Raw genomic sequence first — 17,860 nt, forward strand, 5'->3', positions numbered from 1 at the left:
TTTTACGCACAATAAAATAAAAGCTCCTGATATTCAGGAGCTTTTTTGTTTGGTCACTATTTATTATCAGCAATAAGAATAGTGGGTTCTCACTGTTTAATTTAATGCGCTTTACAGAACTATTTTGCAATGCTGAGCAATGTGCCAGACTTACATTGAAAAGAGTAATATTTCGTGCTCTCGTTAAATTTACCTAAGCCCTCACCATCACAATACTCAATATTAATATTGCGCATCGTATCAAGTGTTTTTTCGCTATTTAAGGCAAACTTAGAGCCGTCAGCGCAGACAATACGAACACGACCATCGTCACTCACCGAGTAAATGTTGACTTCAGTATTACAAAGCTCAAAGGAGGCTTCACGATAGTTATCTTGCTGAGTATTAGACGCGCAACCGGTCATTAAAGTAGCGGCAGCAAGGGCTAATGTACTGATCGTTTTCATGTTAATAAATCCTTAGCTTTATTGTCTATTTTCTATGTCGTTAGCCTATAGAACATAGAATCAATATTCAAGCTTCAATCACTACCAACCGAACTGAGTCCTACAAGCCGATGAGTGAACATCGGCTTTACCCAATGGTTAGCGTGTGGTTACTTCACTTCTAGCCCTTTGGCTTGCATATCCGCATGATAGGAGGAACGCACGAACGGGCCGCAAGCTGCATGAGTAAATCCAAGCTCTAGTGCGATCTCTTTAAGTTCGTCAAATTCAGACGGTGGGACATAGCGTTCAACTGGTAGATGATGACGGCTCGGAGCCAAATACTGACCCAGAGTGAGCATAGTGACGTCGTGAGCTCGAAGATCTTTCAATACTTCCACTATCTCTTCTTTTGTTTCACCAAGCCCCATCATGATGCCTGATTTGGTTGGGATAGTTGGATGTTGTTGCTTGAATTTCTTCAACAGTTCCAGCGACCATTTATAGTTTGCCCCAGGACGCGCTTTACGATATAGGCGTGGTGCGGTTTCTAAGTTGTGGTTAAACACATCCGGTGGGTTATCTTTGAGTAGTTCAAGGGCGATGTCCATCCGGCCACGAAAATCCGGTACTAACGTTTCGATACGGATCTCTGGGTTTAATGCTCTAATTTCACGATTACAGTCGGCAAAATGTTGGGCACCACCATCACGTAGGTCATCACGGTCAACTGAGGTGATAACCACGTATTTCAACTTCATATCCTTAATGGTTTGCGCCAGTTTTTGTGGTTCATTTGTTTCTGGCGCATTTGGCCTTCCATGAGCAACGTCACAGAATGGGCACCGTCTTGTGCAAATGGCGCCTAAAATCATAAAGGTGGCAGTTCCGTGGTTAAAGCATTCTGCTAGGTTGGGGCAAGACGCTTCCTCACACACCGAATGAAGATTGTTCTTACGCATGGCCGATTTGATCTCTTGAATGCGCTGGCTATCACTGGGTAGCTTGATTTTCATCCACTCGGGCTTACGCAAAACTTCTTTCTGTTCGGCGGCAGGCATATTTTTTACAGGAATTAATGCCATTTTGTCAGCGTCGCGGTACTTAACGCCTTTTTCCATTTGTATTGGTTTGCTCATGCTTTTTACCTTTGAAGAGGTGCTTCTGTGCTGAATTCTACTTGCTCGTAAGCCAATATGTTAACGAGTTCTTTTATTAGTTGTTTTTCTATGGTTTTCAGTTCTGTTGGGCCGCCCAGTTCACTGACTTGAGCCATTTCCAATCCCTGGTAGCCGCAGGGGTTAATGCGTAGGAAAGGAGAGAGATCCATATTGACGTTCAATGCTAAACCATGAAACGAGCAACCTTTACGGATCCGTAGCCCAAGAGAGCAGATTTTTTTCCCTTTGACATAGACGCCAGGGGCATCTGGTTTTGTGGCTGAGTCAATACAGTATGCTTGCAAGGTATTAATCACGATCTGTTCGATTTTGGTTACTAACTCCCTTACGCCTAATTTTTTGCGGCGCAAATCGATCAAGAAGTAAGCCACAAGTTGGCCCGGACCATGATAGGTAACTTGGCCGCCTCGGTCACTTTGTACCACAGGAATATCACCAGTATCGAGAAGATGCTCAGCTTTACCTGCTTGACCTTGGGTAAAGACTGGTTGATGTTCGACAAGCCAAACCTGATCTGGTGTGGTTTCAGTTCTTGTATCGGTAAATATATGCATAGCTTCCCAGACAGGAAGGTATTCTTGGCGACCCAGACGTTTTACAACAAGCAAATTCAGTATCAACGTGACTCATCTACCGTATAAATAAAGTTTTTGCATTATAAACATCTTCCAGCGAATGAACTACCGATGAAGGCGATAAATTTGTCCTTAGTGTGATGGGGTGTATTCTAGCGGTATGATTTATATTAAAAAAGCAGCCTAAGCTGCTTTCAAAAAAAATTGAATAAATCAAATATATGAGAGGTTAGACATCTCGATTACGATTTTTGGGTTACAGAACCATACGCACTATGTCAATCTCGCCTAGCTCTTTATACAGTATCTCAACTTGTTCGATAGAGGTGGCGGTAATGTTAATCGATAAGGAGTGATAAGTCCCTTTTGCACTGGGTTTAACCCGTGGGCTGTAATCGCCTGGAGCGTGACGTTGGATAACTTCAAGAACCTTCTCTGGAAGTTCAGGCTTTGCATGGCCCATCACCTTGTAAGTAAATGAACAAGGAAACTCGAGTAAGTCTTTGAGTTTTGCATCAGAGTTGATAGTCAGCATAATGGAATCTCCCGTTGATAATTCGATTTGCGGTGGCGAATACTACAGCGAATGTTGATGGAACTCAATAATCATAAAGCCGCGGTATGGCGGCTTTATTTTACCTTTTCTCAGGGAGATCAGAATAACCCTTTGAAAAGCAGAATGATGTAGTCCCAAAGACGGCTAAATATGCTGCCTTCATCCACATTTTCTAATGCCAAAAGAGGGTATTCAGCCACGTCTTTGCCATCAAGCTGGTAGTACAGCTTACCGACCACATCACCTTTGCTTATTGGCGCTCGCAGTTCTTTTTCAAGCACAAAGCTCGCACTAAGATCTTTCGCTTGACCGCGAGGCAGTGTGACGTAGGTATCTTCACTGACGCCAAGCGCCACTTTATCTTTGTCACCCATCCAGATTTTTTCTTCAACGAATGTTGCGCCTGCTTTGTGTGGTGCGACGGTTTCGAAGAATCTAAAGCCATAGCTCAGAAGTTTTTTGCTTTCTGATTTACGAGCATTTTCATCTTTGGTACCCATAACCACAGCAACGAGGCGCATTTTCCCTTCAGTTGCTGAGCTAACTAAACTGTATCCAGCATTGCTCGTATGGCCAGTTTTAATGCCATCTACGTTCATACTTTTATCCCACAGTAAACCATTACGGTTATACTGGGTAATCCCGTTATAAGTATACTTCTGCTCTGAATAAATACGATACTCGTTTGGGACATCACGAATCAATGCTTGGCCTAGTAGCGCCATATCATAAGGTGTTGAGTACAGATTTGGATTATCTAAGCCGTGCACGTTAGCAAAGTGCGTATTACTCATTTTTAGTGAACTTGCCCACGCATTCATTAGGTCAACAAAGGCGTCTTCAGAACCTGCAATGTGTTCAGCCATGGCCACGCACGCATCATTGCCAGACTGAATGATAATGCCTTTGTTCAGTTCTTCTACGGTAACTGTGGTGCCGACTTCAATGAACATTTTTGAAGAGTCAGGATAATTCTTCGCCCACGCATTTTTACTGACCACCACTTTATCTTGTGGAGAGATATTGCCACGTTTCAGTTCTTGGCCAATCACGTAGCTGGTCATCATTTTCGTCAAACTTGCAGGTGAAAGTTTGGTATTCATCTCTTTTTCTGCCAGCACTTTACCTGAGTGGAAGTCCATCAATACATAGCCTTTAGCGGCAATCTGAGGAGCATCGGGTATGACGATCGGCGCAGAAAATACTGAGCTAGTAAAGGTTGCAGAAAGCGCAATAGAAGATGCTAAAATCGGTTTTAAGAATGTGTGTTTTTTCATGAGGAATGCAAATTTTCTTATTAACTGTCCATATCTTAACAGAAACGACCTATCAAACCAGAGCTTGAAGCAAGAACACTGGATTTGATGAGTCACTGAGTGACGGGTTGCGCTTTGATGAAGGCGGTCTCGTAACCGAGCAATTTAACTTTTTCTAGCGTTTGTTGAGTCAGCGCATCGTCATTAAATGTCCCTAAAAATACGCGATGAATGCTATTTACACTATCTACAAAGCTTTCAACCGTCAAAGTTTGACCTAATTGATCTGATAAAGTTCGTATTCTTTGCTCTGATTTTGAGGAAGCAACTTGGATAATGTATTGAGCCTTCTTTTTCTGTGGTGACGTCGTGATCGGTTTATCGATGGTGATGACTTCGATAGCCACATTCGCAGTCCCGGTTTGAACGACACCCAATTTGTAAGCGGCAGCGTAACTTAAATCAATAATTCGTCCCTCATGAAAGGGACCGCGATCGTTTACCCGAACGATCGCAGTTTTTTTGTTATCTAAATTCGTTACTTTAACGTAGCTGGGTAACGGCAACGTTTTATGGGCGGCCGTCATCGAATACATGTCGTAGATTTCACCATTAGACGTTAGGTGCCCATGGAACTTTTTTCCATACCACGAGGCTTGGCCCTTTTCTGTAAATCCTTTGGCCTCTTTGACAATGGTGTAGTTTATGCCTCTCAAAGTGTAATTCTTGTTGCCACCCAAACTATAGGGTTCGTATTGCGGATGTGCATCTTCAATATGCTCAACCGAAAGTGGCGTGTTAGGGGCCACGTCATCTGTTATTGAATAGCGGCTTGAAGAGCTACAACCGATGAGAAATAGACTCGTTAATATAAAGATAAATAGGGAGTTTCTCATGCTTAGGTTGCCTTAGAAAATGCTTTTCGGTGAGTGTGGATAGACATCAGTATACCAAAGCCAGCCATGAGAGTGACCATGGATGTGCCACCATAGCTGATGAGAGCCAAGGGAACACCAACCACAGGTAAAATACCACTGACCATACCAATGTTGACGAAAACGTAAACAAAGAAGCTGAGCACTATACTTCCAGCCATCATTCGGCCGAAAGCCGTTTGGGCGTTGCTCGCGAGGTATAGACCACGTCCGATGATAAAGAGATAAATAGCGAGTAAACACAAGATGCCAATCATGCCCCACTCTTCAGCAATGACGGCAAAAATGAAGTCGGTATGGCGCTCAGGTAAGAATTCAAGTTGCGACTGTGTGCCGTGTAGCCATCCTTTTCCTGACAACCCCCCAGATCCAATGGCTATTTTACTCTGGATGATGTGATAACCCGCACCGAGTGGATCGGATTCTGGATTGAAAAGTGTTCTGACGCGGGTTTTTTGATATTCACGCATCAAAAAGAACCAAAGTACGGGTATAAACGCACCTAAAGCAACGACAGCAGAAAAAATGATTCGCCAGCTTATGCCAGATAAGAAAATGACAAAAATGCCGGAGGCTGCAATCAATATTGAAGTGCCAAGATCGGGCTGCTTCGCAATTAACACGGTAGGAATGAACACCATCAATAACGAAACAACTAAGGTCTGGATGGTCGGTGGAAGAGAACGTTTGCCTATGTAGCGAGCGACCATGAGAGGCACTGCGAGTTTGAGCAATTCTGAGGGCTGAAAACGAACAAAGCCTAGATTTAACCAGCGCTGAGCTCCCTTGGATGATTCGCCAAAAAACAGCACACCGAGCAGTAGTAGTACGCCACAGAAAAACATAAATGGCGCAAGAGACTCATAAGTTCTTGGGGAAATTTGTGCAAGAAAGATCATCACACCTAAAGCCAGTGCCATTCGCATAGCTTGACGATCCATCATGTTTAGGCTTTGACCGCTAGCGCTGTACATCACGATCAGCCCAAATCCCATCAATAACAAAATACCCAGCAGTAATGGCAAGTCGATGTGCAAGCGCTCAAAAAGCGCTCGATTTTGTCCTGTTGAAGGATCCAGTTCCATTATTGTTCAGCCTCTTTACCTAAAATAGCGCGGTCAAATATTTTCCTCACAACGGGGCCGCCATTGCCTGAGCCTCCGCCGGCGTTTTCGAGTACCAGAGTGACAATGAGCTTTGGATTGTCTACGGGAGCAAAACCAGTGAATAGGGCATGGTCACGAAGGTGCTCGGCTAACTCTTCAGCGTTATATACTTGGTTTTCTGCCAAACCAAATACTTGTGCAGTTCCAGATTTTCCAGCGCTGACATATTTCATATTGGTAAATGAGCGCCGTGCGGTTCCTTTTTTGCCGTGGTTTACGAGGCGCATACCATTGATTGCAATATCCCAATAGCGTTTTGGCACCCCTTCGATCGGTGGCGATGTTTCTAGTTCTGAAAGCTCTTGTCTGATGAACTCTTCACCATTTTTGAGCGTCGAACGCAATAAATGTGGCGCAATGACTGTACCATGATTAACCAGTACAGAAGTGGCTTTGGCTATCTGCATCGGTGTTGATGTCCAATACCCTTGGCCAATGCCGACCGGAATCGTATCACCTTGATACCAAGGCGTTCGGTGTCTTGCCATTTTCCACTCACGCGTTGGCATGTTCGCTTTACCTTCCTCGTAAATATCCAAGCCCGTATAGTCACCAAAGCCAAATTTCATCATCCAGCTAGAGAGGCGATCAATTCCTAAGTCGTAGGCTATCTGATAGAAGAAAGTATCGACAGACTCTTCGAGCGCCTTATTAATGTCCACTCGACCATGCCCCCAGCGCAACCAGTCTCGGAAGGGGCGCGTTTTGGAGTTTGGTATCACCCAATAACCAGGATCATTACGTGTTGTTGTTGGGGTTATAACCCCCTCTTGAAGTGCAGCGACGGCAATAAAAGGTTTAATCGTTGAGCCGGGAGGGTAAATACCAAGTGTCGCTCGATTGACTAACGGGCGGTCTGGGTCATTGAGAAGTTCGTTGTAGGCGGCGCTAGAAATACCATGTACGAATGGGTTTGGATCGTAGCTTGGACTTGATGCCATGGTAAGGACACCGTTATCTTTTGGATCGAGCACTACAATTGAACCTCGACGGCCATCCAACAACTTGTGCACATAAAGCTGCAGGTCAATATCTAAGCTTAAGACAATGTCTTTTCCTGCCACGGGAGGGACGTATTTTAAGGTGCGAATGATGCGTCCTCGGCTATTGACCTCAACTTCTTGGTAGCCTGCCGTACCGTGCAGAACATCCTCATAAAAGCGTTCAATCCCCAGTTTGCCAATATCACGAGTGGCTTGGTAATTGGCTGAGCGCTCTTCGCGTTCTAGACGTTCCATATCTCGGTCATTGATTCTGGATACATAACCGATGACATGAGTGAGAACTTCGCCATAGGGGTAGTAGCGCTTTAGGCTTGCGCTTACTGATACACCGGGAAACTTGTGCTGATTGACCGAAAAAATAGCCACTTCCTCCGGTGTTAACTGCGTCAAAAGCGGCACTGAATTAAATCGGCGTGTCTGACGACGTTCTTTTTCAAAGGCAGCAATTTTTTCTGGTGAGATGGTTAGGTATTGCTGTAAGCGCGTGATCGTATCATCCATATCGCGCACTTGCTCAGGCGTGATCTCTAAGTTGAATACTGGGCGGTTTTCCGCGAGTAGCACACCATTGCGGTCATAAATTAACCCTCGATTAGGCGCAATCGGGACGATTTTGATTCGATTATCGTTGGATCGCGTTTTGTAATCTTGATATTGGTTAATTTGAATATGGTACAAATTGGTAAGCAGGACACCCACCAGCATTATGATCGCAATAAAAGAGACAATTGCTCGGTTGCGAAACAGCCGAGCTTCTGATTGGTAGTCACGAATTTGGCTACGCTTACGTAACATGAATAGTTATTCTCGGTGATAAGGGTGATTCGCCGTAATACTCCAAGCGCGGTACAAACTTTCTGCCATGACCACTCGAACCAAAGGGTGAGGTAGTGTTAACGGCGAAAGAGACCAGCTCTGCTCTGCGGCGGCTTTACATGCCGGAGAAAGCCCTTCAGGGCCACCAATTAAAATCGATACATCACGGGCATCAAGCTTCCAACTTTCAAGTTGTTCCGCCAGTTGTTCGGTATCCCAACGCTTGCCTGGAATATCGAGAGTAACAATTCTGTTGCCTTTTGGCACGGCCGCGAGCATGGCTTCACCTTCTTTTTGCAAAATTCTTGCAATATCCGCATTTTTGCCACGTTTGCCCGCTTGTATCTCCACTAATTCAAGTGGCATATCGTGTGGAAAACGTCGGCGGTACTCTTGAAATCCTTCTTCTACCCATTTCGGCATTTTGGTACCAACGGCAATCAACTGAATTTTCAAAACTTAACTCCAAAGTTTTTCAAGCTGGTACAGATCACGGTGCTCTTCTTGCATAACATGCAACATGCTGCTGACCATATCTAGCACGACCCATTCACCTTCACTTTCGCCATCCATACCCAGTGGTTCCATGCCCACTTTTTTGACTTCAGTTGCGACATGTTCGGCAATCGAGGCTACATGTCGTTTTGATGTGCCTGTGCAGATGATCATGTAATCAGTGATATTAGATTTTCCCTTAACATCTAAGGTTTTGATATCAATGGCTTTCATATCGTCGGCTTTATCGGCAAGAAAATCTTTTAATTCATGGTGTAGCAAGCGTCATCTCCTTTAAAAATTGGTCTGGTTACTGACAAAATGGCGCGGAGTATAACACGCCTTCAAGCCAACTTTGATACAACGGACTGTGGCAAGCAAAATTCGACACTGATTTGCTGCAATATTGGCCAAGGAGAGGTTTCATACTGAGTTTTAGTTACTCTTTCGGCTTGGGTGAGTAATGCAATCAGCTGTTTGAGTCTATCTCTCGATAGTCTTTTTAAGCTTGCCGCGTACCAAGGTCGCTTGGATTGCCAAATTCGGTATTTATCAAAGGTTGAGCCAATCGGCATCTGGGTTACATCTTGATGCATTTGCAGCAGCAGCAGCAGCTCTTTTTGTAGGCTGCGTATCAGAATCACAGGCTCAGTGCCTTCGGTAATGAGCTGGCGTAAAATACGTTGTGACCGATTCGCTTGCCCTTCGAGCAGCGCATCGACCCAGTGAAAGACGGTGAAGTGGTTATGTCGGCTTAATGATTCTTCTAAGCGGATCAGCGTCAGTAAGCCATCTGGATAGAGTAGTGCGAGTTTTTCTAAGCTTTGAGATAGTGCGAATAGATTGCCTTCATGCCATTGCGCTAGCATCTGCACTGCTTCTTGATCTGGTTTTAGTCCCAATGTGCGGCAGCGAATCATGACAAATTGTGGCAGTTTGTTGATATCCGGGGTTAAGCAACTCACCCAACATCCTAGGCTTGAGAGTGTTTTAAACCATTTAGCGCTCTCTTGCGCTTTGGTTAATTTCTCGCCGATAACCACAAGCAGCACGTCAGGATGAAGTGATTGGCCTAGCGCGAGTAGTTCTTTTGCAGCGGCTGCATTTGCACCCGTTTCAGGTAATTCAATTTCAATGATTTTTTTGCTGGAAAATAAACTTAAAGCCTGGCAGCAGTCATAGACTTGATCCCAGTTTAAATGGGCATCGGCACTAAAACGGTGGCGTTCTTCAAACCCTTGCTCTAGTGCTTTTTTTTCTATCGCTACGCGTGATTCTTGCAACAATAACGGCTCATTACCGAACAGTAAGTAAAGCCCCATCAAAGGCTTTTTTAGGTGTTCGGTGAGTTTGTCAGCAAATATTCTCATTATTCGCCTTTAGTTTGCCGCAGGAGCCGTGAATTGTGACGTTTCGCCTTCAACGGTGTTGATCTCATAGTGTTGTTGGTCTGCTTGCTGTTGATTTTCTTGTTGTTCAAGTTGATGTTCATTGGTTGCAATATCGGCTTTTAAACGTGCCATTTGGCGTAAAATTTGAGTCGCAGCCAGTTTGCGCATTTCATCTTCAATCATGTCTCGCTCTACCGATTTAGCGAGAGCGGTTAATGGGTTATCAAGATAGCTACGAGTGACACTGGTTGAAAACGTTTTTATCCCTACTTCAGGTAGAGTGACGCGATACGATGCATTAAAAGTGAGTTCTTTTTCTGCTGCACGAGTATTTTGATAAAGCGAAAGGGTCCGCTCACCAACACTCTCACCTGTCAGATGGATGTTCGGCACCGTTTCGGCAGGGGGAACAATTTCAATGTCACTCATTCGTAATTGATTTTTTACCATACGAGTAAAGGTGCTGTATTGGTCATAGCTGGTGACAGAGACTCGATTGAGCTCTTCAGGAACGGAGTAATCGCCACGCAGATGAAAGCCACAAGCTGAGAGTAGGCTGCTCATAATAACAATTAACGATAATTTCAGAGAGTAAGACGAAATTTGGCGCATTGGGGTTAAGTTCTCATATATTTAGGTGACTTATCTTAGCGCTCTATCGCTCTGTGGGTAAGAACGCTAAGATAAATCAACAGGGCAGCGAGCCACCCTGCTGATAAACTAGTTATTACGACATTAGGCCACGATATTAGTTCGCCACGATGTTCAGTAACTTACCTGGTACATAAATAACTTTACGCACGGTTAAGCCATCCGTAAATTTCATGACGTTCTCGTCCGCTAAACCGAGTGCTTCAACCTGATCTTTACTTGCATCAGCGGCTACGGTCAGCTTACCACGAAGTTTTCCGTTAACTTGTAGGACGATCAGTTTTTCATCTTCCACTAGGGCCGATTCGTCGTAGGTCGGCCACACGGTATTATCTACATCACTCTCACCCAGTGCATTCCACAGTTCAAAGCTGATATGAGGAGTGATTGGGTAAAGCATGCTGACAACCGCTTTTAAAGCCTCGTCGAGAATGGCCCGATCTTGCACGGATTCTTGTGGCGCTTTAGTGAGTTTATTCATCAACTCCATAATCGCAGCAATGGCGGTATTGAACGTCTGGCGGCGTGCAATATCGTCAGTCACTTTGGCGATGGTTTTATGCACATCACGACGCAGCGCTTTTTGTTCACCAGTCAGAGAGGCGCTATCTACCGCTTCAGCCACACCTTTAGCGCTATGTTCTGCAACCAGTTTCCAGACGCGTTTTAGGAAGCGGTTAGCACCTTCTACACCAGACTCTTGCCATTCAAGGGTCATGTCAGCCGGAGAGGCAAACATCATGAATAGACGAACCGTATCGGCGCCATACTTATCAACCATCTCTTGCGGGTCGATACCGTTGTTTTTCGACTTAGACATTTTGATCATGCCTGAGTGCTCAACGTTGCGGCCTTGGTTGTCTACGGCTTGAGTGATGCGGACTTTACCGTCGCGTTCCACTTTTACGTCAGTTGGCGCTATCCACTCTTTGGTGCCTTTCTCGTTCGTGTGGTAGAACGCATCGGCCAATACCATGCCTTGGCAAAGTAGTTGCTTGAAAGGTTCATCTGAAGTGACATAGCCTGCATCACGCAATAGCTTATGGAAGAAGCGTGAGTAGAGCAGGTGCATACAAGCATGCTCAATACCACCAATGTATTGGTCTACTGGTAACCAGTAGTTTGCCTTCGCTGGGTCTAAAATATCGTCCGCTTGTGGTGAACAGTAACGAGCGTAATACCAAGACGATTCCATAAACGTATCGAAGGTATCGGTTTCACGCAGTGCAGGCTCGCCATTAAAGGTGGTTTTGGCCCACTCTTTGTCGGCTTTGATTGGGCTTGTCACACCATCCATCACAACATCTTCTGGTAGAATGACGGGCAGTTGATCAATTGGCACAGGGTGAACTTGGCCATCTTTGGTGGTCACCATAGGAATCGGCGCGCCCCAGTAACGTTGGCGAGAAACCCCCCAGTCACGTAGACGGAAATTAACGGTTTTCTTGCCTTTACCTTCAGCCTCCAGCTTGGCTGCAATAGCATCAAATGCTGCTTGGAAGGCTAAACCATCAAATTCGCCAGAACCAAACAGGACTCCTTTTTCAGTGTACGCAGCGCTAGACACATCGACTTCAGAGCCATCTTCTGGTTTGATGACTGGAATGATGTCTAGGCCATATTTGGTGGCGAACTCAAAATCACGTTGGTCATGAGCAGGTACGGCCATCACCGCGCCTGTACCGTAATCCATCAGCACAAAGTTGGCGATATAAATAGGCACTTCACGACCATTTAAAGGATGAATGGCCGTTAGGCCCGTATCCATGCCTTTCTTTTCCATGGTCGCCAGCTCAGCTTCTGCAACTTTGGTGTTCTTACATTCGTCAATAAAAGAAGCTAAAGCAGGGTTATTTTGCGCTGCAATGGTCGCTAATGGATGACCAGCCGCAATGCCCACATAAGTGACACCCATCAAGGTATCAGGGCGAGTGGTATAGACGTCGAGATCTGAATGACCGTTGACACCAAACTTGAGCTCTACGCCTTCTGAGCGACCAATCCAGTTACGCTGCATGGTTTTGACCATTTCAGGCCAGCCATCTAAGTTTTCTAAATCGTCCAACAGTTCTTGTGCGTAGGCGGTGATCTTAATAAACCATTGTGGGATCTCTTTTTGTTCTACTGGTGTATCACAACGCCAGCAGCAGCCATCTTCAACTTGCTCGTTAGCGAGAACGGTTTGGTCGTTTGGACACCAGTTAACGGAAGAGGTTTTCTTGTAGACTAAGCCTTTTTGATACAGCTTAGTGAAGAACTCTTGTTCCCAGCGGTAATATTCTGGCGTGCAAGTGGCGAATTCACGGCTCCAATCGTAGCCAAAACCCAGCAGTTTTAACTGGTTTTTCATGTACTGAATGTTTTCGTAGGTCCAAGGCGCTGGTGCCGTTTTGTTTTTTACAGCCGCATTTTCAGCCGGTAGGCCAAATGCGTCCCAACCAATGGGCTGCATGACGTTTTTGCCTTGCAGACGTTGAAAACGAGAGACTACATCACCGATAGTATAGTTACGCACGTGACCCATGTGCAGTCGGCCACTTGGGTATGGGAACATAGAAAGACAGTAGAATTTTTCTTTATTTGGGTCTTCACTTACAACGAAGGTCTTGTTGTCATCCCAGTGCTGTTGAACTTTTTGTTCAATATCTTGCGGGTTATATTGCTCTTGCATCGATGATATCCGGTTATCTTGGAATTTGTGAGTTCGGTTAGAACAGAGTCTAATAGATCGACATAGAATACCTAAAGCAGGGGTACACAACAATAGCCAATCTGGTTTGATGGAGGTGGGTGATGCCAAAACGTAAAACGAGTTACGAAGAGATTGTGGATGACGTGATTGAAACGCTCAAACATAGTCCTGATGAAATGTCCCAAGTTTTGCAAACGTCAGGTAAATTTGTAGATGCTGCTAACGATCTCACCAAAGATGAATTGGCGCTTATTTCTGCCTATGTAAAAGCGGATCTTAAAGAGTTCGCGGATAGTTTTGAAGAGAGTAAAAGCAGCCCATTTTCATTGATGATTACCAATTCAATTTGGCAGGGGCTTTTTGAAATCACCGATAAAACGAAAGTGGAATGGGTGGAGTTGTTTCAAGATTTAGAACGACAAGGTTTATATCAAGCGGGGGAGATGATAGGCCTTGGGATGTTAGTGTGTGACCATTGCGGGCATAAAACCCAGTATAATCATCCAACTGAAGTTATGCCTTGTATTCAATGTGGACAAACGGCTTTTGCTCGTCAGCCATTAAAACCTTAAGTGTTGCTGGTAGGAAAAAAGGCGCTGAAATGCGCCTTTTTGAGTTTAAGAGTAATCTGAGTGACGTCTGGTCCATCCGACGATTAAACTGAGCAACACCCAGATGTAGAGCGGCCAAGTGCCGACAGCGTGATACGGCGTCTCTCCTTTGGTCGACGTGATGGTCGCTTTCAATACGGCCGTTTCGAATTGCGGGATCTGCTGCGTTATTTTACCTTTGTGATCAGTCACCGCGGTCACGCCATTATTGGTTGAACGAATGAGCGGTTTACCTAGCTCTAAAGCTCTCATCCGAGCGATCTCCATATGTTGCAATGGGCCATTTGAATGCCCAAACCACGCATCGTTAGAGAGGGTTAAGATAAAATCAGTTTCATCAGTAACATTCGCTCTGACTTGTTCATTGAAGATAATTTCATAGCACAGTGCCGCGGCTAGGTGTCTACCCTTGGCAATCAGATTCGGTTGAATATAGTCCCCACGGCTAAATGAAGACATCGGCAAGTTGAAAAAGGGTGCGATGGGCCTGAGCCAATCTTCAAATGGCACAAACTCACCAAATGGCAATAAATGATGCTTATGGTAGCGAGCGTCAGAGTCATAACGATAGTCGCCATAAGGGTTGGTGCCAAGTACCAGAATGCTGTTGTAAAAAGATCGCTCAGGGCTTTGGTTGAGCACGCCTGTGACAATCGCACTGTCGTTCATTTTTGCCGCAGAATCTAAGTTACTCAAATAGGAAGGGATCTCGAATTCAAATGCGGGAATCGCTGCCTCTGGCCATACGATAATATCTGCGTCCCAGTTTTCTCGACTGAGATCGGTGTAGGTCATGATGGTTGGCCAGCGCTGATTGGGAAGCCATTTTTCCGCTTGCTTAATATTACCTTGAATCAGTGCGACGCGAGTTTGTGTGCTGGGATCGGGAGTGACCCAATCGAAATTGCGTAGTCCAAACCCCGTCGCCAATATGGTCAGAGGAATGATCACGAGTATCCAAGAGCGCTTGAGCCACGCCATGGCCAGAGCGCTAGAACAGAGGAGCGTGAAGAAGGTGACTAGCTCAACGCCTCCCAGTGGTGCGAAACTGGCAAGCGGGCTATCAATTTGACTATAACCAAGCCATAACCAAGGAAAGCCGGTCATCACCCAACCTCGAAGCCAATCGGTAATTAGCCAAAGCGCAGGGGTGGCTAATAAAAAATGGCTGATGGTGTCATGACGGAAAAAACGGTTGAGTAAGCCAGCGAAAAGCCCAGTATAAAGGGCTAAATAACCGACCAGTAATGACATCAGGAACAGGCTGGCAATTTTGGGCATACCACCAAAGGTATCAATACTGACGTGCACCCAACTGATGCCAAAAGCAAAAAAACCTAAGCCCCAGCAGTAACCGATCCATGCTGCTTTTTTAGCTTGTTGCTGATGAATGAGCAACAATAGCAACAGGGGGGTGAGTATGGCCAGCGGCCAAAACTGATAAGGAGCAAAAGCGAGTGGGGTTAATGCGCCAACAAAAGCGGCCGCAAGCGGCCGCATTAGGCGATGAAAAAATGCTTTAATCATCTATCTCATTCTGCTGATGTGAATGGGGTTATGTTACTCTTCTGCTATCACTGGAAGTGATTCAAGATCAGGAATAGTGACTTGCAGTTGAACCACTCGGCGGTTATCTGCTGCGGTGACTTTAAAGCTGTATTTGTCGATCTCTACAACTTCGCCACGGCTTGGCAGGTGGCCAAAGGCCGTCATCACCAATCCCCCTACAGTATCTACTTCTTCATCGCTGAACTTAGTACCAAAGGTTTCGTTAAACTCTTCGATGGTGGTCAGCGCTTTAACTGCAAAAGTATGTTTGCTGAGCTTACGGATATCCAATTGTTCTTCATCATCGAACTCGTCTTCAATGTCGCCAACGATCTCTTCCAAAATATCTTCAATGGTCACTAAGCCAGACACGCCACCGAATTCATCCACGACGATCGCCATGTGGTAACGCTCCTCTCGGAACTCCTTCAATAAGCGATCAACCCGTTTACTTTCTGGTACCACGACTGCCGGGCGGATCACTTCTAAAATGTTAAAAGGTGCACTGTCTGAGCCTAAATATTTGAGTAAGTCCTTCGCTAGTAGAATGCCTTCTACATGGTCTTTATCTTCACTGATCACTGGGTAACGTGAGTGCTGAGCATCGGTGATCAGCGCAATTAAGGTATCCAAGTCATCATTTTTATCGATAGTGACCATTTGTGAGCGTGGGATCATAATATCACGCACGCGCATCTCAGAAATCTCCATTACACCTTCAAGCATATCTCGTGTGTCATGGTCGATAAGGTCATTGATTTCAGAGTCGCGGATCACATCCACAAGCTCTTGGCGATCTCTCGGATCACCTTGAAATAATTGGCCTAGGCGTTCAAAGAAGGACTTTCTACTCGGACCTTCAGAATTCTGGGGGTTATCTTCGTTCATTGTTTCTCTAATTTTCCTCGCTATCAGATGTGTGATAGCACACGTATCGTACCGACTTTAGCGGTACTAGCTTCATTGTCTGGAGCTATTCCTTCTCAGCAATATACGGGTCTTCAAAGCCCATTTTTTGCAGAATTTCAGTTTCAAGAGATTCCATCTCTTCGGCTTCATCATCATCGATATGATCATAACCTAGCAGATGTAGACTGCCGTGTACAACCATATGAGCCCAGTGTGCCATCAACGGTTTTTGTTGCTCATCGGCTTCTTGTTCCACCACTTGGCGGCAAATGACAAGGTCACCGAGCAGGTCCAACTCTATGCCCGGAGGCATCTCAAAAGGGAAGGATAGCACGTTGGTCGGCTTATCTTTTCCTCGGTAATCGCGATTGAGCTGTTGACTCTCTTCGGAATCAACAATTCGCACAGTGACTTCCGCTTGTTCCTGAAATGGGGTCACCGCGTGAGTTAACCAATGGCTGAACTCATCAAAAGTAGGTAACCCTTGCTCATTTCTGACCGCTAATTGTAAATCTAGTTCGATACTCATTATTCACCAACGTTTTTTGTTGCGGTTACTGTATTCACTTCAGTAGAAACATCCACAGACTTTACTTCTCGCTCTTCACGACGACGTTGCTCTTGAGCTTTACGCTCTTTTTGGTCCTGAGCTTCCCATTTTTCGTAAGCGTTGACGATACGAGCAACCACTGGATGACGTACGACATCATCAGACAAAAAGAAGTTGAAGCTGATTTCATCAACTTCATTGAGTACTTCAATGGCATGGCGAAGACCTGAACGAGCGCCACGCGGCAAATCGATTTGTGTCACATCACCCGTAATTACGGCTCTTGAATTAAACCCAATCCGTGTCAGGAACATTTTCATTTGTTCAACGGTAGTGTTTTGACTTTCATCTAAAATAATAAAAGCATCGTTGAGCGTACGTCCGCGCATGTAGGCGAGTGGCGCAACTTCAATCACATTGCGTTCAATGAGCTTTTCTACTCGCTCAAAGCCAAGCATTTCAAACAACGCGTCATAAAGCGGTCGTAGGTATGGGTCGACTTTTTGGCTTAAATCACCGGGTAGAAAGCCCAATTTTTCACCTGCTTCAACCGCCGGACGTGTTAACAAAATTCGACGAACTTCTTGGCGCTCTAGCGCATCAACTGCAGCGGCAACGGCTAGGTAGGTTTTACCTGTCCCTGCTGGGCCGATACCAAAGCTGATGTCGTGCGTCACCATGTTAACGAGATACTGAGCTTGGTTAGGCGTACGCGGCTTTATCAGCCCTTTCTTGGTTTTAATGAAGACTTCTTTGCCATGTTGAATACTTGATTCAGACGGCTGCTCAAGGATCCCTGAATCTTTGATGGCTAGATGAATTTGCTCTGGTTCGATATCGGGAATTTGACCACGTATGGGCGAAGTATTGACGTACAAAGATTTGATAATATCTAACGCAGCAGCGGCAGTGTGTGGTTTACCGACTATGGTGAAAAACTGGCTGAGGTGATTAATTTCGACACCAAGACGGCGTTCTAATTGTTTGATGTTGTCATCGAATGGACCGCACAGGCTAGCAAGACGGCGGTTGTCTGAAGGTTCTAGATCTATCTCTAGCGTAACAATTTTATTGCTCAATGTTGCCTCTCAGTTTGCCA

The 17,860-nt window shown here is 45.3% G+C and carries 18 protein-coding genes; 1 reads left to right on the forward strand and 17 read right to left on the reverse strand.

What is annotated here, in order from left to right; genetic code table 11:
* Positions 1-119: 119 nt before the first annotated feature.
* The 13 genes from VOR_RS0101120 to leuS all read right to left on the reverse strand — a co-directional run bounded on the left by VOR_RS0101120 (position 120) and on the right by leuS (position 13,122).
* A complete protein-coding gene (locus VOR_RS0101120; RefSeq protein WP_010317326.1) occupies positions 120-446 on the reverse strand; it encodes a hypothetical protein in 327 nt (108 codons plus the stop codon).
* Positions 447-595: 149 nt separating this feature from the next.
* The gene (gene lipA / locus VOR_RS0101125) at positions 596-1,564 is read right to left on the reverse strand and encodes a lipoyl synthase (RefSeq protein WP_010317327.1); all 969 of its coding nucleotides are present in this window, start codon (positions 1,562-1,564) and stop codon (positions 596-598) included.
* A gap of 5 nt (positions 1,565-1,569) precedes the next feature.
* Positions 1,570-2,223, reverse strand: a complete 654-nt coding sequence (lipB, locus tag VOR_RS0101130; RefSeq protein WP_029626785.1) for a lipoyl(octanoyl) transferase LipB — start codon at positions 2,221-2,223, stop codon at positions 1,570-1,572.
* 214 nt (positions 2,224-2,437) lie between these two features.
* The gene (gene ybeD, locus VOR_RS0101135) at positions 2,438-2,716 is read right to left on the reverse strand and encodes a DUF493 family protein YbeD (protein WP_010317329.1); all 279 of its coding nucleotides are present in this window, start codon (positions 2,714-2,716) and stop codon (positions 2,438-2,440) included.
* Between the two features lie 119 nt (positions 2,717-2,835).
* Positions 2,836-4,014, reverse strand: coding sequence for a serine hydrolase (locus VOR_RS0101140; protein ID WP_010317330.1), 1,179 nt, complete (start codon positions 4,012-4,014; stop codon positions 2,836-2,838).
* Positions 4,015-4,106: 92 nt separating this feature from the next.
* Positions 4,107-4,889: a septal ring lytic transglycosylase RlpA family protein gene (locus tag VOR_RS0101145; RefSeq protein ID WP_010317334.1), complete on the reverse strand. Its 783-nt coding sequence runs from the start codon at positions 4,887-4,889 to the stop codon at positions 4,107-4,109.
* A gap of 2 nt (positions 4,890-4,891) precedes the next feature.
* Positions 4,892-6,013 (reverse strand): rod shape-determining protein RodA, encoded by a 1,122-nt coding sequence (gene rodA / locus VOR_RS0101150; RefSeq protein WP_010317335.1) that lies wholly within the window; start codon positions 6,011-6,013, stop codon positions 4,892-4,894.
* Positions 6,013-7,893, reverse strand: coding sequence for a penicillin-binding protein 2 (gene mrdA / locus VOR_RS0101155; protein WP_010317337.1), 1,881 nt, complete (start codon positions 7,891-7,893; stop codon positions 6,013-6,015). Before mrdA ends, rodA begins: the two co-directional genes overlap by 1 nt.
* Positions 7,894-7,899: 6 nt before the next feature.
* The gene (gene rlmH, locus VOR_RS0101160; RefSeq protein ID WP_010317339.1) at positions 7,900-8,370 is read right to left on the reverse strand and encodes a 23S rRNA (pseudouridine(1915)-N(3))-methyltransferase RlmH; all 471 of its coding nucleotides are present in this window, start codon (positions 8,368-8,370) and stop codon (positions 7,900-7,902) included.
* A 3-nt stretch (positions 8,371-8,373) separates the two neighbouring features.
* Positions 8,374-8,691 (reverse strand): ribosome silencing factor, encoded by a 318-nt coding sequence (gene rsfS / locus VOR_RS0101165; RefSeq protein WP_029626787.1) that lies wholly within the window; start codon positions 8,689-8,691, stop codon positions 8,374-8,376.
* 62 nt (positions 8,692-8,753) lie between these two features.
* On the reverse strand, positions 8,754-9,779 hold the full coding sequence (gene holA, locus VOR_RS0101170) for a DNA polymerase III subunit delta (RefSeq protein WP_010317344.1): 1,026 nt from the start codon (positions 9,777-9,779) through the stop codon (positions 8,754-8,756).
* A gap of 9 nt (positions 9,780-9,788) precedes the next feature.
* On the reverse strand, positions 9,789-10,412 hold the full coding sequence (locus VOR_RS0101175; protein WP_010317347.1) for an LPS-assembly lipoprotein LptE: 624 nt from the start codon (positions 10,410-10,412) through the stop codon (positions 9,789-9,791).
* Positions 10,413-10,548: 136 nt separating this feature from the next.
* Positions 10,549-13,122 carry a leucine--tRNA ligase gene (gene leuS, locus VOR_RS0101180; RefSeq protein WP_010317349.1) on the reverse strand — a complete coding sequence of 858 codons (2,574 nt, stop codon included), beginning with the start codon at positions 13,120-13,122 and terminating at the stop codon, positions 10,549-10,551.
* Between the two features lie 122 nt (positions 13,123-13,244).
* On the opposite strand from leuS, the gene VOR_RS0101185 reads away from it, so the two are divergent.
* Positions 13,245-13,715, forward strand: a complete 471-nt coding sequence (locus tag VOR_RS0101185) for a zinc ribbon-containing protein (RefSeq protein WP_010317351.1) — start codon at positions 13,245-13,247, stop codon at positions 13,713-13,715.
* A 45-nt stretch (positions 13,716-13,760) separates the two neighbouring features.
* Here VOR_RS0101185 and lnt read toward each other — a convergent pair whose 3' ends face one another.
* The 4 genes from lnt to VOR_RS0101205 all read right to left on the reverse strand — a co-directional run bounded on the left by lnt (position 13,761) and on the right by VOR_RS0101205 (position 17,840).
* Positions 13,761-15,281 carry an apolipoprotein N-acyltransferase gene (lnt, locus tag VOR_RS0101190; RefSeq protein ID WP_010317352.1) on the reverse strand — a complete coding sequence of 507 codons (1,521 nt, stop codon included), beginning with the start codon at positions 15,279-15,281 and terminating at the stop codon, positions 13,761-13,763.
* A 33-nt stretch (positions 15,282-15,314) separates the two neighbouring features.
* Positions 15,315-16,190: a CNNM family magnesium/cobalt transport protein CorC gene (corC, locus tag VOR_RS0101195; RefSeq protein ID WP_010317353.1), complete on the reverse strand. Its 876-nt coding sequence runs from the start codon at positions 16,188-16,190 to the stop codon at positions 15,315-15,317.
* Between the two features lie 85 nt (positions 16,191-16,275).
* Entirely contained in the window at positions 16,276-16,740 is a 465-nt protein-coding gene (gene ybeY / locus VOR_RS0101200) for an rRNA maturation RNase YbeY (RefSeq protein WP_010317354.1), read from the reverse strand.
* Positions 16,740-17,840, reverse strand: a complete 1,101-nt coding sequence (locus tag VOR_RS0101205) for a PhoH family protein (RefSeq protein WP_010317355.1) — start codon at positions 17,838-17,840, stop codon at positions 16,740-16,742. Before VOR_RS0101205 ends, ybeY begins: the two co-directional genes overlap by 1 nt.
* Between the last annotated feature and the right edge of the window lie 20 nt (positions 17,841-17,860).

Source organism: Vibrio ordalii ATCC 33509 (assembly GCA_000257205.1).
GTDB lineage: Bacteria > Pseudomonadota > Gammaproteobacteria > Enterobacterales > Vibrionaceae > Vibrio > Vibrio ordalii.